Here is a 26309-nt window from a genome sequence, read left to right as displayed (position 1 = left end):
CGGAGCGAGCGGGACGGTGCGCGGTGGGCAAGCATGCCGACCCGTCACGCCATATCGCGTCTCCTGGTAATCACGATATATCGCGCCTGTCGGAAGTCAAGACACCCTTTCGGGGGACGACGGTCGCGGTCTGCCGGGCGATGTGCGGGCATGGCTGTGCGGACCCTGCCCAAAGGAGGCGGGCCCGCGGGTCAACCGGGCAGGCGGGTTACTCGTCGTCCTCGTCGTCCAGCCGGGCCAGCCAGGTGGCCAGGCGTTCCACCGGGACCTCGAAGTCGGGGTTCAGGTCGACGAACGTACGCAGCTGCTCGGCGAGCCACTCGAAGGTGACCTCTTGCTCGCCGCGCCGCTTCTCCAGTTCTTCGATGCCTCGGTCGGTGAAGTACATGGATGACGCTCCGTCGGTCGGTGCAGGGGTAGGGCCGGTCCCGGGCGGGAAGAACCCTCATTCGCGGACGTGACCGCGAGGGGAGAGGGCGCCGCCTGTTCCGGCTGGGGAGCCGGGAGAGGACAGGAAAAGCATAGGCAGCCGCCGGGTGCGGCACGCGTCGGGGGACGAGCGGGGGAGAGGACGGGGGAGTCCGATGAACGGGATGAACGGGGAATCGACGCGGGTAGCGCGGATCGAGCTGCCGGATGGTACGCCGGTGTGGGCCCGGATCTCGGGGGCGGAGGAGCTGTCGTACACCGACACCGGCTTCCACGACCGGGTGGAGGCGAGCGTAGAGAGCCTGCACTCGCTGATCACCGGGGTCGCGCGGTCGTTGTCCGGCCCGCTGAGCGCGGTGCGGCCGGACGAGGTCAGCGTGGAGTTCGGCATCGAGCTGACCGCGAAGGCCGGCAAGGTGGTCGGCCTCCTCGCGGACGGCGAGGCCAAGGCGGCGCTCACGGTCACCCTGACCTGGAACGGCGGGCCACCTGAGCCGGGTCCCGTGCCGGGGGCGGGTTCGGCGCCGGGGGCGGCGCCGGACACGGGCGGGCCGGGAGCGGGGCCCTCGCCGGGCGGGCCTGGGCCGGGTGGTCCTCGGCCGGTCGGCCCTGAGCCGGGCACGCCGCTGCCGGGCCCGGCAGCCCCCGCTCTCAGGGCGGACCCGGACCCCCGACCGGGCACGGCGGACCCGACCCCCGTACCGGGCGCACCGGACCGGACCCCCGTACGGGGCGTGCTGAGCCCGGCCCCCGTACCGGGCGCGCCGCACGCGAACCCCCGACCGGGCCCGGCACACCCGAACCCTCGACCGGCCGCGCCGAACCCGACCCCCGTACCAGGCCCGCCGAGCCCCACCCCTCAATCGCCCGCCGGACAACCTCCCCTCCCGCCCGCCGGACGGCACCCCCTGCCCCGCCCCCTCCCCGCTCCAACCCCCCGACCCGAAGCGTTGCTCGGCGTGTGGGGGCATCCGGGATGAGCGTGGGGTACGGCGGGGGCGCACCGGAGGGGGACGGTGCTGCGGGGCTTGCGCTGCGTGACCTCGTTCTGGCGGCGACCGTGCGCATTCATCGCGCGGGGGCCGGGTATGCCCTCGACGAGCCCGACGGCTTCCTCGGCAGCGGCTTCTTCGTCGCGCCGAACTGGGTTCTGACCTGCGCACACGTGGTTCACGCCGGGGAGGGGGGCGAGGTCACCGTGGTGTACCGCACCAGCCCCTACGACGACCCGCGCCCCGTGTCCGGACGGGTGGCCGCGATGCTCCCGGAGCAGACCGGGCGTCCCGTGCCGGGCAGTTGGCCCGCGCCCGACCTGGCCCTGGTCCGGCTGCGCGAGCCCGTCGGCCACACCTGTGTGTACCTGTCCGAGCGGCCCAACCCGCACTTCGGCGGCACCCGGGTGTTCTACGCGGGCTGGACCGCGCCCCGCGGCAGGCTGCAGATCCTGGACGGCCTGCTCACCGTGCAGGGCACCATCAGCGCATGGTCGCCCGAGGAGCAGGTCCGGCTCGGCCAGAACGACCTGCCCTCCGGCGTCTCCGGTGGCCCGGTGGTCGACCCCGTACGCGGTGAGGTCGTCGGCGTGCTCAAGTCCCGCGCGGACCACGGAGGCGGCGGCACCTCGATCGGCGTCGAGCGGCTGCGCACGCTGCGGCTCCCCGTCGACGGCGACGACGTCTACCAGTCCGTCGTCCACGCCCACGACCGCTACCACCGCGACCGCCAGCGGGACGCCGACTCGCCCGACCCCACCTGGACCGACATCCAGGCAGAGCTGGGCGCCCGCCCCGGCCGCACCCTCAGCCCGCAGCAGCGGGGCGAACTGCTCGGACTGCTCGCCGATCTGCCCCCGCCCGTCAGCACCCGCGGACTGCTCGACGTACTCCGCTCGCTGCCCGACTTCCGCGTGCCGTCCCTCGTGCCCGCCCCGCGCGGCTGGCGGGACGGGCTCGGACTGCTCTACGAACACGCCCGCCAGGACGGCGCCCTGAAGCTGGTGCTCGAGTACGCGATGGGCGTGCTGTCCGCCGACCGCCCGCCCGCCCCCAGCGCGCTCGACGCCGAACGCGCCCTGTGGGAGTGGGTGCGCCACGCGGCGGCCGGGCTGGACAGCGGCTACCGGCACACCCTCGCCCGGCGGCGCGCCGAGCTGCTCGCCCGCGCCCAAGTGGCCCACCGCCAGGCCGCGTTCGACGCGGGCTCCCCGTACCCTTCCGCGCCCGGTCACGAACTCCCCACCCCTGCCGACGCGGACGGCACGCACCCTTCCGTGCCCGGTCAAGAACTGCCCGCCCCCGCCGACACGCCCCGGCACAAGCTTCCCGCCCCCCTCGCCCCCGCCGTGCTGCTGGTGGTGCTGCGCCGGGGCTGGGAGCCGGACCACTGCGACTGGTCGGTCTCCGTGGGCGGCGGCCCCGACCAGGAGCCGACCCGGCTGTACGAGGGCGAACGCGCCCCGCTGGACGGCCTCGCGGACCAGGTGGCCGCACCCCTGGCCGAGGCGTTCCGGCACTCCGACGAACCCGGCCGCCCCGCCACCCTGTACGCGGCCCTGCCCCATCTGCACCTGGGCCTGCCCGTCGACGACTGGCGGCTCGGCCCCGACGGCGTCCCCCTCGGCGCCGAACGGCCGGTCCTGGTCCGCTGCTCGGACCGCGACCAACTGCCCGAGGAGGAGCGGCACATCCGCTCCGCGCCCTGGGAGACGTACGACGACGAGGACCCGGACGCCGAGCGCCGGGGCCGCTGGCGCGGACTGCACCGGCGTCCGGCGCACGCCGAGGTGCTGGACTGCGACGACGGGGTGCGCAGACCCGTACCGGACGCGGCGGTGCTGCGCGGGCTCGCGCCGCACACCGTGCCGGTGCTGTGCCGCCCCGGTGACCCGCGCCTCGCGGACGACCCCGCCGCGCTGGGCCGGGTGCTGCGGGCCGGGTTCGGGGTGGTGCTGTGGCGACGGCGGCCGGGCGCGGTGTGCGGGGAGTTCCACCGGGGCGTGAAGACCACCGTGGACGACGGCGACGGCGCCCTGTTCCTGCCCGACGCGGTGCACGCGCTGCGCCGACGGCTCGGCGCCGGGGACACCGAGTCCTACTGGGCGCACGGGACGGCGCTGCTGTACGACGATCCGCACCGCCCCCTGCCCGGCACCGGAGACCTGCTGGAGGCCCCGTGATCCGGGGCCCCGCTTCCTCCCTGATCCCCTTACCAGCCGTCCGGCGGATCGATACCGTGAGGACGCCCCACGGCTGCCCCCGGCGACGAGCGACGACGAGGACCGGACATGACCGAATCCAGTGAGTGGCTCATCTACCGAGGCGCCGGGGAACCCCACGACGGGATGAGCCGGCTGCCCCCGCCGCCGCCCTGGCGGGACTTCTCCGGGCGCGGCGCGGACACCGCCGACGACCCGGCCGAGGACGGCGACGGCTCCCGCGATCGCAGGCTCGGCGCGCACCGGCACCTGGCCGAGCTGCACCGGCCCGGCGCCGAGGAGCTGGAGATGATCAACGCGGCGCTCTATCTGCGCCGCCCCCTCCTCGTCACCGGCAGCCCCGGCGCGGGCAAGAGCACGCTCGCCCACTCGGTGGCGTACGAGCTGGGGCTCGGCGAGGTGCTGCGCTGGTCGATCGTCAGCCGCTCGGCCCTGCAGGACGGGCTCTACCACTACGACGCCATCGCCCGGCTCCAGGACGTGCAGATCGCGGAGCGGGGCGGGTACGGCAGCGCGGCCGGAAGCCCCGGTTCGGTCGAGGCGATCGGCGGGTACATCCGGCTCGGCCCGCTCGGCACCGCCCTGCTGCCCTCGGACACCCCGCGCGTATTGCTCATCGACGAACTCGACAAGAGCGACATCGACCTGCCCAACGACCTGCTGAACGTACTGGAGGAGGGCGAGTTCGAGATACCCGAGCTGCGCCGCCTCGCCGACCGGCTGCCCGACGGCGAGGCCGAGGTGCTCACCGCCGACGGCACCAAGGTGCGGGTGCGCGACGGCCGGGTGCGCTGCACCTCCTTCCCGTTCGTGGTCCTCACCAGCAACGGCGAACGGGACTTCCCGGCCCCGCTGATGCGCCGCTGCATCCACCTGGAACTGGGCCGCCCCGACCACAACCGGCTCGCCACCTTCGTCCGCGCCCACCTCGGGGACGAGGCCGCGCGGGCCGGTGACGATCTGATCGCCCGCTTCCTGGAGCGCTCGGGCAGCGAACTCCTCGCCACCGACCAGCTGTTGAACGCGATCTACCTCACCGACGCGGCCGCCCCGCCGAGCCGGGAGCGCCTGGCCGACCTGCTCATCCAGCGACTAGACCGCCCGAGGTGAGGAGCCGATGCCCGACGCACCGGCACGACACGGCCCCGACACCCCCGACCCGCTCGCCGAACTCGTGCTCCACCTGCGCGGAGCCGGTCTCGAACCGGACGCGGAGGGACTGAGTGACGCCCTCTGGCTGGCCCGCTGGACGGGCGAACAGGAGCCCACGGGGGCGGTCGAGCAGGCCCGTGAGACGACCCGCGAGACGACCCGTGAGACTCCTCCGCCCCCGCCTGCCCCACCACCCGAGCCTCAACTTCCGCCCGCCAAAAGGGAACCCGAGGCCCTCCCCACCGGCCCCGACCGGAACGTCCCCCTCTACCCGGCACCCCACGACGACCACCCCCGCGCCCGGACCACCGCCCGGCTCACCGCACTCCCGGTCGGCGTCCCCGCCGCCCCCGCGCTGCCCTCCGCGCTCGAACTCCAGCGAGCCCTCAGGCCGTTGCAGGCGTACCGCAGTGCCGCGCCCCCGCTGCGCCGCGCGCTGGACGAGACGGCGACCGCCGAACTCAGCGCACAGGCGGGCGGTTTGATCCTCCCCGTCTACCGCGAGGTGCGGCGCGGGGACACCCGGCTCCAGCTCGTGCTGGACGCGGCGCCCTCGATGCGGGTGTGGGACCGGCTCTTCGCCGAACTCCAGGACGTGTTCGCCCGGTTGGGTGCCTTCGGGGACATCCAGATCGCCCATCTGCACACCGGGCCGGACGGCGAGGCCACGGTCAGCGCCAGCGCCGATCCGCGCGGGGCGCCCCAGCACACCGTCGACCGGCTCAGCGACCCCACCGGACGCCGGATCACCCTCCTGGTCAGCGACTGCGCGGGCCCGCTGTGGCGTTCCGGCCGCGCACACCGGCTGCTGCACCGGCTGGCCCGGCTCGCCCCGGTCGCCGTGCTCCAGCCGCTCCCGCAGCGCCTGTGGAGCCGCACCCGGCTGCCGGTCACCTACGGCGAACTGACCCGGGGCGACACCCCCGGCGGCACCGCGCTGCGCGTACGCACCCCGGACGGCGCGCCCCTCGTACCGCCGCCGGGCGTGCTGCCCGTGCCGGTGCTGCCGCCCGAACCAGTGGCGCTCGGGGCGTGGGCGCGGCTGCTCGCCGGGGCCGGTGCCGGGCCGGTGCCCGGCGCGGTGGGCTGGGTGCGCGCCGACCAGCCGCCCGCGCCGCGGGCCCTTGCCGGGCGTGGGCCGACCCCGGTGGAGCGGGTCAGCCGGTTCCGCTCCACCGCGTCACCGGCCGCCGGCCGCCTCGCCGTCTACCTGGCCGCCGCCCCGCTCTGTCTGCCGGTGATGCGGCTGGTGCAGCGCACCATGCTGCCCGGCTCCGGCCCCGCCGAACTCGCCGAGGTGCTGCTCGGCGGCCTCGTCCGGCGCGCCGGGGAGGACCACGGGCCGGACGCGGGGCAGTGGTACGAGATGGAGCCGGAGGTACGGGAGGCGCTGCTGTCCACCCTCGGCCGGGACGAGGCCCTGCTCGTCCTCAAGCACTGCTCCGAGTACGTCGAGCAGCGCTTCGGCAAGGGCGGCGCCAACTTCCCGGCCCTCGCCCTCGCCCAGCTCGGCGGCACCGGCCTGCCGGGGCGCGGGGAGGAAAGCCCGGTCGAGGCCCGCCTGTTCGGCGCGTACCCCGGGGACGGCGGCGACGCCACCCTCGTCCCCCAGCCCTTCGCCGAGGTCGCCGCGCGGGTGCTGGAGCGCTTCATGCCGCTGCCGGAGCAGTTCCGGCTCTACGGCACCCGCCCCGGTACCGCCGCCGGACCCCGGCCCGCGCATCCGGCGGTGGTCCGTGCCCGCACCCTGCTCGCCCGGTTCGACGCCGACGGCATGGTGCAGGACGTGATCGACGCCGTACAACTGCTGCGCGGCGCCACCGAGAACGAGCGGCCCGCCGGGGACGACCCCGCGCTGTGGGCCGAGTACGCGTACGCCGTGCTGCGGCTGTGGGAGGTGCAGGGCGACCCGGCGCTGCTGGCCGAGGCGCAGGCCGCCGCCGAGCGGGCCGTGTCCCACCCGCACGCCCAGCGGGAACGGGCCGCGCTGGCCCGGGTGCTGCGCGCGGCCGCCACCGACCGCAGACGGCGCGGCGACCGCCCCGCCGCGCTGGACCTGCTGCGCCGCGCCGACCGGGAGTACGCCGTGGCCTGCGCCGCCCCCGACCTGGAGCCCGCGCAGGCGCTGCGGCTGACGTTGGAACGGGTCGGCGCGCTGGAGGCGCAGTGGCGGCTCGGCGGGGACAGCGCGCTGCTCCAGGGCGCGGTCGGCATGCTGGAGGCGTTCGCCGACATCTGGCCCGACCGCGGCCATCGCCCGCCCGAACTGCCCCTCGCCCACGGCAGACTCCTGCTCCGCCTGGCCGACGCCACCAACGACCCGGTACAGGCGCGGGGTTACGCGGCCCAGGCGGCCGGCTCGCTGCGCGACGCGCTGGCGGCCGGGGAGGACGGGGGACGCGAGCTCGTCCTCGTCCGACTGGACCTGGTCGACGCCCTGCTCCGCTCCGGCGGCGACCTCGCCGAGGCCCAAGAACGCGTCGACGCCGCGCTCGCAGTCACCACCGGGCGAGCCCTGCGCGCCCGGCTCCACGTCAGAGCGGGCCGGATCGGCGTCGCCCGGTACGCCGAGACCGGTGACCTGCGCGAACTCCGGTACGCCGCCGACGCGTTCGCCCGTGCCGCCGCCGACACCTCCAGGGAGGCCGCCGAGTACCCCGGTGTGCTCGCCGAGTGGGGCGAGGCGCTGCTGCGCCGGGCGGACGCCGAGAGCGGGGAGCGGGCCTGGGAGGCCCTCGCACACGCGATCCGGGTCCTGCGGGACTGCCGCCGCGAGACCCACACCGGCAGCCCGCACACCGCGCACCGCCTGCTGATGCTGGGCCGCGCCCTGATCCGGCGCTACCGGCTGCGCGGCGACCGGGTGGACCTGCGCGAGGCGGAGCATCTTTTCGGGCTCGCGGCGGCCGAGGCGGACGACCCCCTGCTCGCCGCGCGCTGCTACCTGGAGCTGGGGCAGGCGCAGTACGAGGCGTACCGGAGCCTGGCCCGGCCGACCCGGCTGGACGACGCCGTGGACGCCTTCCGGGCGGCAGCCGAGTCGGCGCGGGAGGCCGAGGCGGCGGCCGAGTCCGACCGCGACCGCCGGATCGCCGTGGAACTGGGCGCGCAGGCGCACCACTGGCGGGGTATGTCCTATGAGGCGGCGTCCCGGCCGCGCGCGGCCCGCGAGGCGTACCGCGCGGCCCGCGCCGAGTGGGCGCGCCTGCCCGAGGACAGCCTCGGCACCGGCGCCCCGACGGCCGAGGACACCGCCGACCGGCTGGCCGGCCTCGGCTGACCGACACCGAGAACGGCGACACAGAACCAAGGCCCACCACACCAAGGACCACCACGGGAGGCAGCGATGACGAGCGCGGGCGACGAGACGGCCGTACCGGAGCACGGCGAGCCGCTGCCGGACCTGCTCACCCTGGACCTGGAGGAACTGCGCACCATGGACCACCCCGTCCTGCGCGAGGTCCTGGACACCCTCACCGAACGCGCGACCCGCCCCACCGAGATGCTCTGGGGCTTCAACAACTGCCTCTGAGCCGACCGCTACTGGTCACCCGACGGCGGAAACCGGCAAGTTCCGCCGCCTTGCGTTTGGCTCCGGGCCACGGCCGGGCATCGCCCGCACACACGGGCGAACGAGCCGCGCCCGCATCACGGGTACGGGGGTGCTGGATGTCCGGGACGACCGCCGCCCCGACGCGGGCGGCACCGCGCCCCTTCCGCCAGTTCATCGTCAAGGCGCACGGCCGCTGCAACCTCGCCTGCCGCTACTGCTACCTCTACGAGGGCCCCGACCACACCTGGCGCGCCCGCCCCGCCGCCGCCCCCGCCGAGGTACTGGACCGCACCGCCGACCGGATCGGACGGCACGCCCGCGCCCATGCCCTGACCGCGCTCTCCCTCGTCCTGCACGGCGGCGAACCCCTGCTGGCCGGGGCCGACACCCTGGCCGCGTTCACCGACACCGTGCGCGCCCGCGTACCGGAGGGCTGCGCCGTCCACGCCACCGTGCAGACCAACGCCACCCTGCTCACCCACGACCGGGTGGCCCACCTCGCCCGGCACGGCATCCGGATCGGCATCAGCCTCGACGGCGGCAGCGCCGCGCTCAACCACCGCCGCGTCGACCACGCCGGACGCCCCTCCTGGCCCGCCGCCGCGCGCGGCGCCCGCCTGGTCGCCGACCGCTTCCCCGAGGCGTACGCGGGGGTCCTCACCGTCGTCGACCCCACCACCGACCCCGTCGGCACCTACGAGTCCCTCCTCACGCTCCGCCCGCCCGCCCTCGACCTGCTGCTGCCGCACGGCAACTGGTCGGCCCCGCCCCCGCACACGGGCGCGTACGGCGACTGGCTGTGCCGCGTCTTCGACCGGTGGTGGTCGGCCGGGCGGCGTGAGACCCGGGTCCGGCTCTTCGAGGAGTGCCTCGCCCTGCTGCTCGGCCTGCCCGCCGCCACCGAGTCCCTCGGCCTCGCCCCGTTCGACGCCGTCGTCATCGAGACCGACGGCTCCATCGAACAGGTCGACTCGCTGAAGTCGGCGTACGACGGCGCCGCCGAGACCGGGCTCGACGTGTTCCGGCACGACTTCGACCAGGCCCTCACCCACCCCGGTGTCGCCGCCCGGCAGACCGGACTCGCGGGGCTCGCCGGGCGGTGCCGGGCCTGCCCGCTGGTCAGGGTGTGCGGCGGCGGCCACTACGCCCACCGGTACCGCGCCGGACACGGCTTCCAGAACCCGTCGGTGTACTGCGCCGACCTCCAGCGCTTCATCCGGCACGTGGCCGCGCGGCTCGCCGAGGAAGGAGGCACCCCGTGACGGCTCCCACGGCCCTGGACCGCGCCCTCACCGAACTCAGCCGCACCGAGGGCGGCCCCGAGACCCTCGCCCTCCTCGTCCGCGACCAGGACACCCGGCGCATGCTGCTGCTGCGCGCCGTCCTCGACGCCGCCGAGGCGGCCGACGCCGCCCACTGCCCGCCCGCCGCCAAGCGGCGGCTGCGCGAGGACTGGGCCCTGCTGACGGCGGCCGACCGCGCCACCGACGGCCCGCACTCGCCCGCCCGGACCCGGCTCACCCACCCCTTCACCGGCCCCTGGGCCCGCCGCTGCCTGACCGCGCTCACCGCACCCGGCGGCGACCGCGAACTCCCGCTGGAACTGGCCTACTTCAGCGCGCTCGCCGCAGCGGCCGCCGCCCGTGCCGGGCTGCCCTTCACCACCGAGCTGACCACCCGGGACGGCCTGCTCTGCCTGCCCTCCCTCGGTGTGCTCCGCACCGGCCGCACCGGCTCGGCCGCGATCGGGGTACGGCACAAGAACGGCCGCCTGACCCTGCGCGGACGCGGCGCCTCCGACGTCCACGTCCGGCTGGAGCAGGGCATCGGCGCCTGGTCCGGCGCCCCCGCCTGGACCCCCGCCCACGCCCTGCCCGGCCTGCTGCCCGGCGCCGCGCCCGTCCCGCTGGACGACCTCGACCCGTACCGCGTCCCGCCCCGCGACCCCGGACGGTTCGCGTTCAGCGGGCCCGGCGGACCCGACCACGCCGAACGCAAGCGCTGGCTGCAGGCCTGGTCCGGCACGGCGCAGGCGCTGCGCACCGGCGGCGAGCAGCGGCTGGCCGAGACCGTCGCCCTGCTGCGCTGCCTCGTCCCGCTCGCACCCCCGCCCGGCTCCGACGGCCGGGGCAGCTCCAGCGGGACCCGGCGCGAGGCGTTCGGCGCGCTGCTCAGCACCACCCCCGCCACCCCGACCGCGCTGGCCGCGACCCTCGTCCACGAGATGCAGCACACCAAACTCGCCGCGTTCGGCGAACTGGTGGAACTGCACCGGGCCGGACCCGAGGCCCGCTACTTCGCCCCCTGGCGCCCCGACCCCCGCCCCTACGACGGACTGCTGCACGGCACCTACGCGCACCTCGCGCTGGCCGGACACTTCCAGCGCACCGCGCTCGCCGAACCCGCCCGCCGCGAGGCCGCCTGGGCCGAACACGCCCGCTACCACGCCCAGGTCGCCGCCGCCCTGCCCGCGCTGGTCGCCTCGCCCGACCTCACCCCGGCCGGACGCCGGTTCGTCGACGGCATGGCCGCCGCCCACGAACGGCTCTCCGCCCGCCCCGCACCACGGGGGCACACGGCGCGCGCGCAGGCGTACGTCCAGGCGGTGCGCACCCTGTGGGCGCAGCGACAGCCCCCCACGCCGCCGATCCCGAACAGGTGAAATGCCGACTTCGCACCCCCGGCTGCGCGAAGATCGGCGCAGCGCGCCGCTCGTTCCGGCGGTCGCCGGGCTCTCCCCAGAGCCGCGCCGAGGTTCTAGGATTTCCTGTCTACGTGCTGGAGGCCGCCGCATGTCTGAAGCTCGTACGCCGGTCGGGTCGACGGCACCGAACGGGAACGGCGCCGCGAGGCAGACCGTCACGATCAGCTTCGCCGGGTTCAACCGGGCCTGGGCGGCCTGGATCGGGGACCGGCTGGAGCGGCGCGGCCTCAGAGTGGTCTATCTGCGCTGGGACGCCCCGCCGGACCAGTCGCTCACCGACCTGCTGCGCGACCTCACCCTCGCCGAGGGCCGCACCCTGATCGTGGTCAGCGAGTGGTACTTCCAGCTCGGCCCGCGCACCCACGACGAGTGGAACGCGGCCCTGCGCGAGGTGGTCGGCGCCGATCCGGGCCGGTTCACCGCGGTCTCCGTCACCAACGCCTCGGTTCCCTCGGCCGTCGCCGCCCTCGCCCCGGTGGACCTCACCAACATGGGCGCCGACGAGGCCGAACGCCGCCTGACGGACCGCCTCGACCTGCCCCACGACACCCGCGTGGCCGACGACCCGGCCCGCCCCGCACCCCGCTTCCCGGCCGCCATGCCCGACGTGTGGGGCGGGGTGCCGCGCCGCAACACCCGCTTCACCGGCCGCGAACCGCTGCTCAACGACGCCTACCACCTGCTCCAGGGCAGCGAGCCCGGCGCGGGCGTCCTCACCCTGCACGGCATGTCCGGCGTCGGCAAGACCCAGCTCGCCGCCGAGTACGTCTACCGCTTCGGCTCCGAATACGACGTGGTGTGGTGGGTCAACGCCGAGAAACGCGTCAGCTACCGCCGCCTCCTCGCCGAACTCGCCCCCAAACTCGGCCTGTCCACCGGCGCCGAGTACGGCGAGCGGCTGCGCGCCGTCCGGGACGCGCTGCGCCGGGGCACCCCGTACTCCCGCTGGCTGCTCGTGCTGGACGGCGCCGACGAACCCGACCAGATCTGGGACCTCGTCCCCACCGGCCCCGGCCACGTCCTCATCACCTCCCGCAACCCCGAGTGGAGCGAGCACAACAGCAAGCTCCTCGAAGTCCCCGTCTACGGTCGTGACGAGTCGGTCGCCTTCATCCGCCGCCGCGCGCCCCGGCTCACCGAACCCGACGCCGACCAGCTCGCCCAGGCGCTGGAGGACCTGCCGCTGCTGCTCGACCAGACCGCGGGCTGGCTCAACGACTCCGACCTGTCGGTGGAGGAGTACATCGCCCTGCTGGACGGCGGCATCGACCAGGACGTGGTCAAGGTGTCCGCGGACTTCCCGCTCGCCTTCCAGACCGCCTGGTCGATACTGCTGAACAAGCTCCGCGAGACCGTCCCCGAATCCGTCGACCTGCTCCGGCTGTGCACGTTCTTCGCCCCCGGCTTCATCCCGGTCCGGCTGCTGAAGGACATGAGCCACGACGACCTGCCCGAACAGCTCGCCGGACTGCTGGACGACCCGCTGCTGTGGAACAAGGCCGTCAACCAACTCCGCCAGTACTCCGTGGTCCGGCTGGAGTCGCACGAGGCCATGCTCGACGAGGTCGTCGCCTCCGGCGAGTCGGTCTACCTGCACCGGATGGTCCACCAGATCGTGCACAAGGACATGCCCGAGACCGACCGGAAAGAGTTCATCGAGGTGGTCCGCCGCGCCCTCGCCGAAGCCGACCCCGGCCGCCCCACCGACACCCGCAACTGGGACGCCTACGCCGAGATCGTCCCGCACCTCAAATACGCCGACGTACTGCGCAGCAAGGACCGCAAGGTGCAGGGGCTGGTGCTCAACTGCCTGCGGTACATGCTGTTCGCGGGGGAGTACACCGCGGGCGTCAACCTCGGCGGCCGCGCCCTGCGCTCCTGGCGCGCCCTGCTCGGCGAGTCCCACCCCCGGGTGTGGGAGGTCACCTACCACTACGCCAACCTGCTCCGCTCGGCCGGACGCTTCCAGGAGACCGAGGCCATCGACCGGGCCGCCCGCGAACAACTCCGCGCCGAACGCGGCGAACACGACCTCGACCATCTGCGGATGGCCGGCGGACTCGCCGCCGACCTGCGCGAACTCGGCCAGTACGACGACGCGCTGGAACTCGACCAGTGGCTCTACCCCACCTACCGCGAGCTGTTCGGCGAGCACGACTCCCGCACACTCAACGCCCAGAACAACCTCGGCTTCACCCTCCGCCTCCTCGGCCGCTACGAGCAGGCCCGCGGCTTCGACACCCGCACCCTGGAGGCCCGCCGCCAACTGCTCAAGGGCCGCCACCCCTGGACCCTGTTCTCCGAGGTCTCCTACGCCGTCGACCTGCGCCTGCTGGGCCGGTACGCCGAGGCCGAGTCCATCCAGGCCAAGAACGTCCGTGAGTACCGCATCGTCATGGGCCCGGACAACCAGAACACCCTGCGCGCCGAGCACAACCTCGCCCTGTGCAAGCTGCGCGGCGGCGACCGCACGGCGGCGGGCGAACTGCTCACCCGCGTCCTGGAAGGGCTGGAGCGCAAGCTCGGCGACAGCCACACGCACACCCTGGCCGCCGCCGTCAGCCAGAGCTGCTTCGCCCGCGAGCACGGCGACATCGACCAGGCCCGCGAGGCAGGCGAATCCGTCCTCGCCCGCTACGAACTGCTGCTGCCCGAGGGCCACCCCTTCATCATCGGCGCCCGCGCCAACCACGCGCTGGTGCTGCGCAGCGTCGGCGAACGCGACCACGCCCACGTACTGATCGAGCAGAGCCTCGCCGACATGTCCGCCGCGCTCGGCGAGACCCACCCCTACGCCCTGGGCTGCGCCGTCAACGCGGCCGCGCTGCGCAACCTCGTCGGGGACACCGAGTCCGCGGCCGACCTCAGCCAGATCACCATCCTGCGCGCCACCGACACCCTCGGCCGCACCCACCCGCTCACCCTGACCGCCCGCGTCGCCTACGCGGCCGACCTGCGCGCCCTGCGCGACCGCCAGCAGGCGGAGAAGGTCGAACAGGAGGCCCTGGCCGACCTCGCCGCCACCCTCGGCCCCCAGCACGTCCACACCATCTCCGCCCGCTCCCGCAACCGCCCGTACTGGGACTTCGAACCCCAGGCGAGCTGAGAGCACGGAAAAGGCCCGCCCCCCGGATCAGATCCGGGGGGCGGGCCCTACAGCGTTGCTCAGTGAGCCGAGGTCAGGCTTCGAAGACCTCGTTCACCAGCTGCTCCTGCTCCGCCTGGTGGCGCTTCGCGGAGCCCACCGCCGGGGACGAGCCGTGCGCGCGCGAGATGCGGCGCAGGCGCTCGCCCGCCGGGACGTCGGCACCGACGGCCAGGTCCAGGTGGTCGATCAGGTTGAGCGCGATGAACGGCCACGCACCCTGGTTCGCCGGCTCCTCCTGCACCCACAGGTACTTCTCGGCGTTGGGGTACTTGTTGACCTCGGCCTGGACCTCCGCGCCGGGCAGCGGGTACAGCCGCTCGAGGCGGATGATCGCCGTGTCCGTGGCGCCGCGCTTCTGCCGCCCGGCCTCCAGGTCGTAGTACACCTTGCCCGAGCAGAACACGACCTTGCGGACGGCCGCCGGGTCCACCGTGCTGTCACCGATGACCGGACGGAACTCGCCGGAGGTGAACTCCTCCGCCGACGACGCCGCGGCCTTCAGACGCAGCATCGACTTCGGGGTGAAGACGACCAGCGGCTTGTGGTCCGGGTTGTGGACCTGCCAGCGCAGCAGGTGGAAGTAGTTCGCCGGGGAGGTCGGCATGGCGACCGTCATGTTGTTCTGCGCGCAGAGCTGCAGGAACCGCTCCGGGCGGGCCGAGGAGTGGTCCGGGCCCTGGCCCTCGTAACCGTGCGGCAGGAGCAGGACCACACCGGAGGTCTGGTTCCACTTCTGCTCGGCCGAGGAGATGAACTCGTCCACGACCGTCTGCGCGCCGTTGACGAAGTCGCCGAACTGCGCCTCCCACATCACCAGCGCGTCCGGGCGGGCGAGCGAGTAGCCGTACTCGAAGCCCATCGCCGCGTACTCGGAGAGCAGGGAGTTGTAGACGTTCAGCCGCGCCTGGTCCTCGGAGAGGTACTGCAGCGGGGTGTACTCCTCGCCGGTCTCCCGGTCGATGAGCACCGCGTGGCGCTGGCCGAAGGTGCCGCGCTGGGAGTCCTGGCCCGCGAGCCGGACCGGGGTGCCCTCCAGCAGCAGCGAACCGATGGCCAGGGTCTCGCCCATGCCCCAGTCGATCGTGCCGTCCTCCACCATCGCCGCCCGGCGCTGGAGCTGCGGCTGCAGCCGCGGGTGGACGGTGATGTTGTCCGGGACGTTTACCTGGGACTCCGCGATCCGCTTGACGACCTCGGCGGAGATCGCGGTCGGGACCGCGGCCGGGAAGCCGTCCTTGGGCGGCTGGGACTCGCCCTGCGCGGGCTGCGAGGTGACCTCGCGGACCTCGGTGAAGACCTTCTCCAGCTGGCCCTGGTAGTCCTGGAGCGCCTGCTCGGCCTCCTCCAGGGTGATGTCACCACGACCGATCAGGGACTCGGTGTACAGCTTGCGCACCGAGCGCTTCTTGTCGATCAGGTCGTACATCAGCGGCTGGGTGAAGGCCGGGTTGTCCGACTCGTTGTGCCCGCGGCGGCGGTAGCAGATGAGGTCGATCACCACGTCCTTGTTGAACGCCTGACGGAACTCGAAGGCGAGCCGCGCGACGCGGACCACGGCCTCCGGGTCGTCGCCGTTCACGTGGAAGATCGGGGCCTCGATCATGCGGGCCACGTCGGTGGCGTACATCGAGGAGCGCGAGGACTCCGGGGCGGCGGTGAAGCCGACCTGGTTGTTGATGACGATGTGGACCGTGCCGCCGGTGCGGTAGCCGCGCAGCTGCGACATGTTCAGGGTCTCGGCCACCACGCCCTGGCCCGCGAAGGCCGCGTCGCCGTGGATCGCCACCGGCAGCACGGTGAAGTCCGTGCCGCCCTTGTTGATGATGTCCTGCTTGGCGCGGGCGACGCCCTCCAGGACCGGGTCGACCGCCTCCAGGTGCGAGGGGTTGGCGACCAGCGAGACCGCGATCTGCTCGCCGTCCAGCCCGGTGAAGGTGCCCTCGGCGCCCAGGTGGTACTTCACGTCACCGGAGCCGTGCATCGACTTCGGGTCGAGGTTGCCCTCGAACTCCCGGAAGATCTGCGCGTACGACTTGCCGACGATGTTGGCGAGGATGTTCAGCCGGCCGCGGTGGGCCATGCCGATGATGACCTCGTCCAGGCGCGACTCGGCGGCGGAGTCGATGACCGCGTCGAGCAGCGGGATGACGGACTCGCCGCCCTCCAGGGAGAACCGCTTCTGGCCGACGTACTTCGTCTGCAGGAACGTCTCGAACGCCTCGGCGGCGTTCAGGCGGCGCAGGATGCGCAGCTGCTCCTCGCGCTCCGGCTTGGAGTGCGGGCGCTCGACGCGGTCCTGGATCCACTTGCGCTGCTTGGGGTCCTGGATGTGCATGAACTCGATGCCGATGGTGCGGCAGTACGAGTCGCGCAGCACGCCCAGGATGTCGCGCAGCTTCATCAGGGACTTGCCCGCGAAGCCGCCGACGGCGAACTCGCGCTCCAGGTCCCACAGGGTGAGCCCGTGCTCGGTGATGTCGAGGTCGGGGTGCTTGCGCTGCTGGTACTCCAGCGGGTCGGTGTCGGCCATGACGTGGCCGCGGACCCGGTAGGAGTGGATCAGCTCGAAGACGCGGGCGGCCTTGGTGACGTCGTCGTCGTGGGACGCGTCGATGTCCTTGAGCCAGCGGACCGGCTCGTAGGGGATGCGCAGCGCCTCGAAGATGTCGTCGTAGAAGCCGTTCTCGCCGAGGAGAAGGTTCGCGACCTGGCGCAGGAACTCGCCGGAGGCGGCGCCCTGGATGACCCGGTGGTCGTAGGTCGACGTGAGCGTCATGACCTTGGAGACGCCGAGCTTGTTCAGGGTGTCCTGGCTGGTGCCCTGGAACTCCGCCGGGTAGTCCATGGAGCCGACGCCCATGATCACGGACTGGCCGGGCATCAGGCGCGGCACGGAGTGCACGGTGCCGAGGCCGCCGGGGTTGGTCAGGGAGACCGTGACACCGGTGAAGTCGTCCATCGTGAGCTTGCCCTCGCGGGCGCGGCGGACGATGTCCTCGTAGGCCTGCCAGAACTCGAAGAAGTTCAGCGTCTCGGCCTTCTTGATGGCCGCGACGACGAGCTGGCGGTCGCCGTTGGGCTTCACCAGGTCGATGGCCAGACCGAGGTTCACGTGCGGCGGCTTGACCAGGGTCGGCTTGCCGTCCTTCTCGCCGAACGAGTAGTTCATCGGCGGCATGGCCTTGATGGCCTGCACCATGGCGAACCCGATGAGGTGCGTGAAGGAGATCTTCCCGCCGCGGGCCCGCTTGAGGTGGTTGTTGATGACGATGCGGTTGTCGAACAGCAGCTTCACCGGGACCGCGCGGACCGAGGTGGCGGTCGGCAGCTCCAGCGAGGCGTTCATGTTCTTGACCACGGCCGCGGACGGACCGCGCAGCGTCACGTACTCGGGGCCCTCGGGGGCCTCCGTGGCGGGCGCGGCGGCGGCCTTCGGCTTCGCGGCCGGCTGGGCCGCCTTCGCCGGGGCCGGGGCGGCCGGAGCCGCCTTCGCCGCGGGCGCCTGGGCCGGAGCCTGGGCGGGCGTGGGCGTGGCGGCGGGCTTGGCAGCCGGGGCCTGTGCCTGGGCCTGGGCGGGCGCGGCCGGAGCCGGCGCGGCCTGGGCCGGGGGAGCGGTGGGGGTGGTGCCCGCGGCCCCCGCGGCCGCGGTACCCGCCGGAGCCGGGGCGGCGGGCGCCCCCGGCTTGTAATCGGCGAAGAAGTCCCACCAGGCACGGTCTACCGAATTCGGGTCCTGGAGGTACTGCTGATAGATCTCATCGACGAGCCACTCGTTCGGGCCGAACGCCGCGGCGGCGTTCTTCCCGGCTTGGTCGTCGGTGGAGACGTTCGAGTTACTGGGGGACTGTGGCGACACGGCGGTAACCGCCCTCTTCCGCTTCACAAGGTGATGGACAGCGGGAATAAAGGCTACGCCTCCCCGAGCGGGAAGGTCAGGTCGGGCCCGTTCATCGTCGCGCAAGTCACATCGGGAACCGCGTTTCGGGCCGTGAAATGGCGGGAAACAACCGGGGTTCCGGATACGGAAGGGACGTTGCGGGCACGCCGCAGCAGGGCCCTGAGCGTCCTCGCTCGGCGCATCGCGCTGGCCCGTGCCTGATCACAGGTGTCCGGCTGGGCGAACGATTGTGATCTTGATCATCCGACTGAACCCCATGGGGGCGCGGAGCGTCAACTCGACGCCGGAACGGCTCCCGGAAGGGTGACGATGATCCGGCATCCGCGCTCGGATTCGGCCACACCGATCCGGCCGCCGTGCAGATCCACCGCCCAGCGGGCGATGGCCAGCCCCAGACCGGTGCCGCCGTCGCTGCCCGGACCGTGCGGGCGGGTCACCTGGCCCCGGTTGAACCGCTCGAACACGCGGTGCCACTCGGACCGGGGGATGCCCGGACCCTCGTCCAGCACCTCCAGCTCCAGCGACTCCGGACGCGGCCCGCGCCGGGCCCGCACCGTCACCCGGCCGTGCGGCGGGCTGTGCTTGACCGCGTTGTCTATGAGGTTCGCCACGACCTGGTGGATGCGCTCGGGATCGGCGTGCGCGGTCAGCTCCGGCGGGGACACGTCCAGGTGCAGATGGACGTCGGTACGGGTGTGACTGCCGGAGCCGGAGGCGAGCCCGGCGCGTGCCGAGGCGACCATGTTGGCCTCCTTGAGCACCCCGGACAGATACGGCCACACCTCGAAGCGGCGGGCCTTCAGCGGGACCACGCCGTTGTCGAGGCGGGAGAGGTCGAGCAGGGTCTCCACCAGGCGGCCCAGCCGGTCGGTCTGGCGCAGCGCGGTGCGCATGGTCTCCGGGTCGGCCTCGGTGACGCCGTCGACGATGTTCTCCAGCACCGCGCGCAGCCCCGCGATGGGGGTGCGCAGCTCGTGCGAGACGTTCGCCACCAGCTCCTTGCGCTGGAGGTCCTGTGCCTCCAGCTCGTCCGCCATGACGTTGATCGTCACGGCCAGGTCGCCGAGTTCGTCGCGGCGGCCCTCGCTCACCCGGCGGGTGTAGTCGCCGTGCGAGATGGAGCGGGCCACCGCGTTCATCTCGTCCAGCGGCGCGGTGAGCGAGTGCGCCACGAACTGGGTGATCAGCAGCGTGGCGATCATCGAGAAGACCGTGATGAAGCGCAGCTCGGTCTTGGTGTGCACCGCGATCATGGAGAGACCGGTGGTGATCAGCACCGAGATGACGACCAGCGCGCCCAGCTTGGTCTTGATCGAGAACGGGCGTACGCCGCCCCAGGGTCCGCCCCCGGCGCGTCGGCGCCCCGCTTCCCGTCCGAGACTCACGGCGTCGGCGTCTCCAGCGCGTAACCGACCCCGTGCACCGTGCGGATGCGCTCGGCGCCGATCTTCCGGCGCAGCGCCTTGATGTGGCTGTCCACGGTCCGGGTGCCGGAGGCGTCCGCCCAGTCCCACACCTCGGCGAGCAGCTGCTCCCGGGAGAGCACCGCGCGCGGGGTGTTGGCCAGGCACACCAGCAGGTCGAACTCGGTGGGCGTCAGGTGCACGTCGTCGGACTTCACCCGCACCCGGCGCTGGGCGTGGTCGATCTCCAGCTCGCCGAGCCGGAGTATCCCGGAGCGGGGCGTGGTCGCGGCGAGCGCGGCGCGCTCCATGCGGCGCAGCAGGACGTGCACGCGCGCGGCCAGCTCCCGCATGGAGAACGGCTTGGTCATGTAGTCGTCGGCGCCGACCCCGAGACCCACCAGCATGTCGGTCTCGTCGTCGCGCGCGGTGAGCATCATCACCGGCACCGGGCGGGACGCCTGCACCCGGCGGCAGACCTCCAGGCCGTCGAAGCCGGGCAGCATGATGTCGAGGATCAGCAGATCCGGCTGCCATGCCTCGGCCGTGTCGACCGCTGACGGTCCGTCACTGGCCGTCTGTACGAGGAATCCCTCGGCACGGAGCCGGGCCGCGACGGCGTCGACGATCGTGGGGTCGTCCTCTACGACCAGGACCCGGCGCTGCGCGCCCTGAGACGTCGTCGCCGCGCTGGTCTGGGAGGTGTGTGTCTGCTCCATCGCCCGCCCCTGTTGCTTTCCGGAATCCGTGGGGTGATCCCATGACTGCGATTGACGCTTGAATGATCCGCGTCACGCCGCACATTACGGGGACACGCCTGGCCATCGCTATCCAGGTCGGACGGCGAGGTGGACCACGTCGGGAACGCCACGGGCAACGGGGACCTCTTCGGTACGCACCTGCCGGAAACCGGCATTCCGCAAGGTTCCTTCAAATTCCGGAGAGGGCTGCGCGGACCACGTCGCCAGTACCCCGCCGGGCCTCAACACCCTTGCGCAGGCGGCGAGTCCGTCCGGTGTGTACAGGCTGTCGTTGCCCTCTGTGACGGTCCAGCCGGGGCCGTTGTCGATGTCGAGGCACAGCGCGTCGAACGTGTCCGATGTCTCATTGACGTAAGTGACGAGATCCGCCTCCACGACGCGCGTGCGCGGGTCGGCCAGGGCGTCGGCGGAGATCCCGGCCAGCGGGCCGCCGCGGTGCCAGTCGACGACGGCGGGCTCGCGCTCGACCACGGCGATCCGCCCCCAGCGGGGGTCGGCGGCCGCGTGCGCCAGGGAGAAGCCCACGCCGAGCCCGCCGATCAGCACCTCCGGCGCCGGGCGCCCGTCCAGCGCGTCCCGCGCCGCGTCCACCAGCAGCCGCTCCGAGCGGCCGTCCGAAGTGTCCATCAGGAAGCACCCGTTGGCGATGATCTGGAGCAGCTCCCCGCTCCGGCGCAGCACCACCTCGCCGTACGGACCCTCGCGCCGGTCCAGGACGACGGGCTCCACGGGGTCGTCGTGCGTGGCAGTCATGCCGACATCCTGCCCCGCTCGCCGCGGAAGTCTTCGTTCGCCCAGAGCGAACGATGTTCGGGGAACATTCAACCGCCCCGGCGCATTGAGATCAGTGCATTGAGTTGAGTCAGTGTTGCTCAAGTTGACTGACAAAGGGGAGATCATGCCTGATGAGTCGGGTGAGTCCATGGAGTTCACGCTCGTTCTGCCCGTGCTGCCGCTCGACGACGAGGTCGTGCTGCCCGGCATGGTCGTTCCGCTGGATCTGAGCGACGCCGAGGTCCGGGCCGCCGTGGAGGCCGCCCAGTCCGCCGCGCGCACGGAGTCCGGCAAGCCGAAGGTGCTGCTGGTCCCGCGCATCGACGGCACCTACGCGAGGACCGGCGTGCTCGGCACCGTCGAGCAGGTCGGCAGACTCGCCGACGGCGACCCCGGCGCCCTGGTGAAGGGGCGCGACCGGGTGCGCATCGGCCAGGGCACCACCGGCCCCGGCGCCGCCCTGTGGGTGGAGGGCGCCAAGGTCGCGGAGACCGTGCCGGAGCCCCTGCCCGGCCAGGTCACCGACCTGGTCAAGGAGTACAAGGCGCTGGCCACCACCTGGCTGCGCAAGCGCGGCGCCTGGCAGGTCGTGGACCGGGTCCAGGCCATCGACGACGTCTCCGCGCTCGCCGACAACTCCGGTTACTCGCCGTTCCTCACCACCGACCAGAAGACCGCGCTGCTGGAGACCACCGACCCGGTGGCCCGCCTGAAGCTCGCCACCCAGCAGCTCCGCGACCACCTCGCCGAGCAGGACGTGGCCGAGACCATCGCCAAGGACGTCCAGGAGGGCGTCGACAAGCAGCAGCGCGAGTTCCTGCTGCGCCGCCAGCTCGAAGCGGTCCGCAAGGAGCTGCGCGAGCTGAACGGCGACGGCCCGGACGCGGCCGAGGAGTCCGACGACTACCGCGCCCGCGTTGAGGCCGCCGACCTGCCCGGGCACGTCCGCGAGGCCGCGCTCAAGGAAGTGGACAAGCTGGAGCGCTCCTCCGACCAGTCGCCCGAGGGCTCCTGGATCAGGACCTGGCTGGACACCGTCCTGGAACTGCCGTGGAACGAGCGGACCGAGGACGCCTACGACATCCAGGGCGCCAAGGAGATCCTGGACGCCGAGCACGCCGGACTGGACGACGTGAAGGCACGCATCACCGAGTACCTGGCGGTGCGCAAGCGGCGCGACGAGCGTGGCCTCGGTGTCATCGGCGGGCGGCGCGGCGGTGCCGTGCTCGCGCTGGTCGGACCGCCCGGCGTCGGCAAGACCAGCCTCGGCGAATCGGTGGCGCACGCGATGGGGCGGAAGTTCGTCCGGGTCGCGCTCGGCGGTGTCCGCGACGAGGCGGAGATCCGGGGCCACCGGCGCACCTACGTCGGCGCGCTGCCCGGCCGTATCGTCCGCGCCGTCAAGGAGGCCGGGTCGATGAACCCGGTCGTGCTGCTCGACGAGATCGACAAGGTCGGCTCGGACTACCGGGGCGACCCGGCCGCCGCCCTGCTCGAAGTGCTGGACCCGGCGCAGAACCACACCTTCCGCGACCACTACCTGGAGGTCGAACTCGACCTGTCCGACGTGGTCTTCCTCGCCACCGCCAACGTCCTGGAGGCGATCCCGGAGGCCTTGGCCGACCGGATGGAGATCGTCCGGCTCGACGGCTACACCGAGGACGAGAAGGTCGTCATCGCCCGCGACCACCTGCTCCCGCGCCAGCTGGAGCGCGCCGGTCTGACCGGCGAGGAGGTCGTGATCGACGAGGGCGCGCTGCGCAAGCTCGCGGGGGAGTACACCCGTGAGGCGGGCGTGCGCACCCTGGAGCGGACCGTGGCCCGGCTGCTGCGCAAGGTCGCGGCCCAGCACGAACTGGGCGAGCGGGAGCTGCCGTTCACCGTCCGCGAGGAGGATCTGCGCGGCCTGGTCGGGCGTCCGCACCACGTTCCCGAGTCCGCGCAGGACCCGGCCGAGCGCCGTACTGCCGTACCCGGTGTGGCGACCGGGCTCGCGGTCACCGGGGCGGGCGGCGACGTGCTGTACGTCGAGGCATCGCTCGCCGACCCGGAGACGGGCGCGGCGGGGCTGACCCTGACCGGGCAGCTCGGTGACGTGATGAAGGAGTCGGCGCAGATCGCGCTGAGCTTCCTGCGCAGTCACGGCGCGGAGCTGGAGCTGCCGGTGGCCGACCTGAAGGACCGGGGGGCGCACATCCACTTCCCGGCGGGCGCGGTCCCCAAGGACGGGCCGAGCGCGGGCATCACCATGACGACCGCGCTCGCGTCCCTGCTCTCCGGCCGGCTGGTCCGCACGGACGTGGCGATGACCGGTGAGGTCTCGCTGACCGGGCGGGTGCTGCCGATCGGCGGGGTGAAGCAGAAGCTGCTCGCCGCGCACCGCGCCGGGGTGACCACCGTGATCATCCCCAAGCGCAACGAGGCCGACCTGGACGACGTCCCGGCCGAGGTGCTGGAGAAGCTCGAAGTGCACGCCGTGACCGACGTCCGTCAGGTGCTGGAGCTGGCCCTCGCGCCCGCCGCCACCGTGGCGGAGGTCCCGGCCGCGGCCTGAGGCAGGGCGAAGGCCCGAGTCCCCCTGGAAGAAGGGGGGCTCGGGCCTTTCCTCGTGCTCCTATCCGTTGGCCAGCGCCTGCACCCGGTCCAGGGCGCCGTTGAACCGGTCGTGGTCGCCGACCGTCGGGCCGGAGGAGGTGTACTGCCACATCGTCTGCACGCCCCAGCCCGCGGGCAGCGTGCCCGGCGCGGTGGCGTACCGGGCGATCCACAGCGGGTTGACCGCGCCGAAGGCGGCGGTGTTGCCGGTGCACTGGGTCCACCAGCTCGTCGCCGTGTAGATCACCGCGTCCCGGCCGGTGCGCGCCCGGTAGGTGTTCAGGAAGTCCGCGATCCAGTTGGTCATCGCGGCCCCGGCCATGCCGTAACAGGCGTCGCCGTACGGGTTCCACTCGATGTCCAGCACGCCGGGCAGCGTCCGCCCGTCCCGCGACCAGCCGCCGCCGTGGTCCACGAAGTAGTTGGCCTGCACCGCGCCGCTCGTGGTGTCCGGGGTGGCGAAGTGGTACGCGCCCCGGATCATGCCCACGCCGTAGGAGCCGTTGTACTGCTGGGCGAAGGACGGGTTGGTGTAGTAGGTGCCCTCCGTGGCCTTCGTGTAGGCCCAGCGCACACCGCTGTTCCACAGCGTGGCCCAGTCGACGTCGCCCTGGTGGCCGGAGACGTCGACGCCCTCGGTCTGGGCGGCCCGGGTGCCCGCGGGAGCACCGGAGCGGCCGTCGTGGGAGAGGACGCCGATACCTAGGTAGGCGTCACCGCGGTGGGGCGCGGCCTGGGCGGGAGCGGTACCGAACACGAGCGAGAGCGCGCCGAGCAGGGCCGTGAGCAGGACGGCGAACGTGCGCGGGCGGGCGGGGCCGGGTCTGTGCACGGGCATGGCGTGGCCTTCCGGGAGAAAGGTGGGGGACCAGAAATGACCGACGAGCCTGTTGCGTGGGGCCGCCCAAAGGGGCCCGTCCAAGAAGCTACGCACGTAGATACGGGGGTGGGAAGGGGGTCCGGATGCCGCCGTTGGTCTACGCCTGCGAAATACTGACCGAGCTGCGGCGATGACGGGGTCCGGCAGAAAATTTCAGACGCGAAACCGGGCAGGGGTACTGAGGTGCACGAGGACGGGAACAACGGTACGGGCGGCGGCGCCGCACCCGTGGCGCCGCGCTGTGTCGACCAGGAATTCCTGGCACTGGAACGCGAACTGACGGTGCTGCTGCGGCGGGCGCGGGCCAACCAGGGCGAGATGGCCCGCGAGGTCCACCCCGACCTGGAACCGGCCGCGTACGGCCTGCTCATCAGGCTCGACGAGCAGGGCGCCCAGCGGGCCACCGACCTGGCCGCCTACATCGGCGTCGGCAAGGCCACCATGTCCCGTCAGCTGCGCGCGCTCGAGGACCTCGGGCTGATCGCCCGCGAGCCCGATCCGGCCGACGGCCGCGCCTGGCTGGTCACCCTCACCGACGAGGGCCGGGGCCGGGTGGGCCAGGTCAGAGAGGCCCGCCGCGCCCGCTACGTCAGCCAGCTCGCCCACTGGGACCGCCGCGAGGTCGCCGAACTCGCGCGGCTGCTGCACGAGTTGAACGGCATCGCGGAGAAGTAGCCGCTTCCGGACGCGCCCTCATAGCTCCACGTGGACCGCTGTCGCGTCGTCGTGCGTCTTGCTGCGGCCCAGGAACGCCCGCTCCTCCCGGTCCCCCAGCTCCAGTTCCCGCACCCGGTCCACCAGGGCGCGGGTGCCCTCCTTGGCGACCAGGTCGAACAGGGCCGTCCAGTCGCCCTCGTGGAACTTCTCCGTCCAGCGGGCCGCGCCGTCGGTCAGTGCCACCAGCGAGCGCACCTCGGCGCGCGGCACCGAGCCGGTCACCGCGTACCGGGCCACCGCGGGGTCGGCGGCGGCCGTGAAGAAGCCGCCCTCCTTGTTCCGCAGCTCGGCGTCCACCCGCTCCGCGCTCACCAGTGCCTCGCGGGGCAGGCGGCTCAGCCGGTCGTCCAGCACCGGGGTCACCGTGCCGTCCGGGGCGCGCAGCAGCAGCGCGGAGTCCGAGAGCACCAGGTACTCGACCGTCCGTGCCGACCAGCGGACCAGCACCACCGTCGCCTGGGGCGTACGCGGGTGAGAAAGGTCACAGGTGATCAGATGGGCCTCGGATGTTTGGCTGATCGCCCGGCTGAGAATCTCCGCCAGCGTCAGATCTCGGTGGGAAACGGTCAGTTCGGTCAGCGCGCCGCCCAGCCGGGCGGTGAACCAGGGCACCGGGTGCGAGCAGCCCGGCGCGTACGGGGGCGGTGTCACTCCGTCCAGCAAGATCACGCAACCGCCCTGACCGCAGGCGGGTAGTCCGACGCCCGCGAAGTCCTCGTTGGGCCGGTCGGCGCCGCCGGGTTCCGAGACGAGATCAGTGCGCATCCCGCCAGTCTGCACGACTCCTTCACGAGGCGGGGCAATGTCCGGAGCATGCGCCCTCTTTGGCGCGACCGTGCAGCTCAGACGCCGGAATTGGCGGCAAATGGCATGGTCCGGGAATGCGTGGCGGCGAATACTGCCAAAGCCTGTCCCGCGCGTCCAACCGGCCCGCCGCACTGGGGTGCTCGGGGCGCCGTCACGACTTGCCCGCCAACTCCCCTCCGATGTTCACTCCTTCGGGTGGCGGGTCAGGTGATGCGCGGCCACTGCCCACCGGCGCTGGGAGGGTCGGGAACCACGAACCGGGTGTACGCACCAC

16 protein-coding genes and 1 pseudogene are annotated in these 26309 nt (G+C 73.1%); 10 read left to right on the top strand and 7 right to left on the bottom strand.

The genetic code is table 11. From position 1 onward, the window contains the following. Window positions 1-208: 208 nt before the first annotated feature. Entirely contained in the window at window positions 209-388 is a 180-nt protein-coding gene (locus ACIPPM_RS14220; RefSeq protein ID WP_046418474.1) for a DUF6104 family protein, read from the bottom strand. A gap of 205 nt (window positions 389-593) precedes the next feature. Here ACIPPM_RS14220 and ACIPPM_RS14215 point away from each other — a divergent pair. From ACIPPM_RS14215 to fxsT, 8 genes and pseudogenes are all read left to right on the top strand, one after another. Next, window positions 594-1022: pseudogene (locus ACIPPM_RS14215) on the top strand (CU044_2847 family protein); the annotation flags it as partial. 467 nt (window positions 1023-1489) lie between these two features. Then, window positions 1490-3604 carry a trypsin-like peptidase domain-containing protein gene (locus ACIPPM_RS14210; RefSeq protein WP_401447135.1) on the top strand — a complete coding sequence of 705 codons (2115 nt, stop codon included), beginning with the start codon at window positions 1490-1492 and terminating at the stop codon, window positions 3602-3604. Window positions 3605-3712: 108 nt separating this feature from the next. Continuing rightward, entirely contained in the window at window positions 3713-4753 is a 1041-nt protein-coding gene (locus ACIPPM_RS14205; RefSeq protein WP_401447132.1) for an AAA family ATPase, read from the top strand. 7 nt (window positions 4754-4760) lie between these two features. Next, a complete protein-coding gene (locus ACIPPM_RS14200) occupies window positions 4761-8075 on the top strand; it encodes an SAV_2336 N-terminal domain-related protein (protein ID WP_401447130.1) in 3315 nt (1104 codons plus the stop codon). 66 nt (window positions 8076-8141) lie between these two features. Beyond that, entirely contained in the window at window positions 8142-8327 is a 186-nt protein-coding gene (gene fxsA, locus ACIPPM_RS14195; RefSeq protein ID WP_393596178.1) for an FxSxx-COOH cyclophane-containing RiPP peptide, read from the top strand. Window positions 8328-8464: 137 nt separating this feature from the next. After that, window positions 8465-9610 (top strand): FxsB family cyclophane-forming radical SAM/SPASM peptide maturase, encoded by a 1146-nt coding sequence (locus tag ACIPPM_RS14190; RefSeq protein ID WP_401447126.1) that lies wholly within the window; start codon window positions 8465-8467, stop codon window positions 9608-9610. Beyond that, complete coding sequence (locus ACIPPM_RS14185; protein ID WP_401447123.1) at window positions 9607-11010, top strand: aKG-HExxH-type peptide beta-hydroxylase; 1404 nt, start codon at window positions 9607-9609, stop codon at window positions 11008-11010. Before ACIPPM_RS14190 ends, ACIPPM_RS14185 begins: the two co-directional genes overlap by 4 nt. A gap of 130 nt (window positions 11011-11140) precedes the next feature. Next, window positions 11141-14158: an FxSxx-COOH system tetratricopeptide repeat protein gene (gene fxsT, locus ACIPPM_RS14180; protein ID WP_401447121.1), complete on the top strand. Its 3018-nt coding sequence runs from the start codon at window positions 11141-11143 to the stop codon at window positions 14156-14158. A gap of 73 nt (window positions 14159-14231) precedes the next feature. On the opposite strand, the gene ACIPPM_RS14175 is transcribed toward fxsT, so the two are convergent. The 4 genes from ACIPPM_RS14175 to ACIPPM_RS14160 form a co-directional block, all read right to left on the bottom strand. After that, window positions 14232-18056 carry a multifunctional oxoglutarate decarboxylase/oxoglutarate dehydrogenase thiamine pyrophosphate-binding subunit/dihydrolipoyllysine-residue succinyltransferase subunit gene (locus ACIPPM_RS14175; protein WP_401447119.1) on the bottom strand — a complete coding sequence of 1275 codons (3825 nt, stop codon included), beginning with the start codon at window positions 18054-18056 and terminating at the stop codon, window positions 14232-14234. Between the two features lie 314 nt (window positions 18057-18370). Continuing rightward, entirely contained in the window at window positions 18371-19483 is a 1113-nt protein-coding gene (locus ACIPPM_RS14170) for an ATP-binding protein (protein WP_401447117.1), read from the bottom strand. Then, window positions 19480-20220 carry a response regulator transcription factor gene (locus tag ACIPPM_RS14165; RefSeq protein ID WP_388995535.1) on the bottom strand — a complete coding sequence of 247 codons (741 nt, stop codon included), beginning with the start codon at window positions 20218-20220 and terminating at the stop codon, window positions 19480-19482. Before ACIPPM_RS14165 ends, ACIPPM_RS14170 begins: the two co-directional genes overlap by 4 nt. Window positions 20221-20328: 108 nt before the next feature. Further along, entirely contained in the window at window positions 20329-21015 is a 687-nt protein-coding gene (locus ACIPPM_RS14160) for a spermidine synthase (RefSeq protein WP_401447114.1), read from the bottom strand. A gap of 145 nt (window positions 21016-21160) precedes the next feature. On the opposite strand from ACIPPM_RS14160, the gene lon reads away from it, so the two are divergent. Next, window positions 21161-23590 (top strand): endopeptidase La, encoded by a 2430-nt coding sequence (gene lon, locus ACIPPM_RS14155; protein WP_401447112.1) that lies wholly within the window; start codon window positions 21161-21163, stop codon window positions 23588-23590. A 60-nt stretch (window positions 23591-23650) separates the two neighbouring features. On the opposite strand, the gene ACIPPM_RS14150 is transcribed toward lon, so the two are convergent. Further along, complete coding sequence (locus ACIPPM_RS14150) at window positions 23651-24469, bottom strand: lysozyme (protein ID WP_401447110.1); 819 nt, start codon at window positions 24467-24469, stop codon at window positions 23651-23653. A 225-nt stretch (window positions 24470-24694) separates the two neighbouring features. On the opposite strand from ACIPPM_RS14150, the gene ACIPPM_RS14145 reads away from it, so the two are divergent. Beyond that, window positions 24695-25186, top strand: a complete 492-nt coding sequence (locus tag ACIPPM_RS14145; protein ID WP_393596169.1) for a MarR family winged helix-turn-helix transcriptional regulator — start codon at window positions 24695-24697, stop codon at window positions 25184-25186. An 18-nt stretch (window positions 25187-25204) separates the two neighbouring features. Here the strand turns inward: ACIPPM_RS14145 and ACIPPM_RS14140 are convergent, their stop codons facing one another. Continuing rightward, on the bottom strand, window positions 25205-25993 hold the full coding sequence (locus tag ACIPPM_RS14140; protein ID WP_401447108.1) for a hypothetical protein: 789 nt from the start codon (window positions 25991-25993) through the stop codon (window positions 25205-25207). Between the last annotated feature and the right edge of the window lie 316 nt (window positions 25994-26309).

Source organism: Streptomyces sp. NPDC090119 (assembly GCF_044747085.1).
In the GTDB taxonomy this organism is placed as follows: Bacteria; Actinomycetota; Actinomycetes; order Streptomycetales; family Streptomycetaceae; genus Streptomyces.
This window is presented reverse-complemented; position numbering and strand designations above follow the sequence as displayed.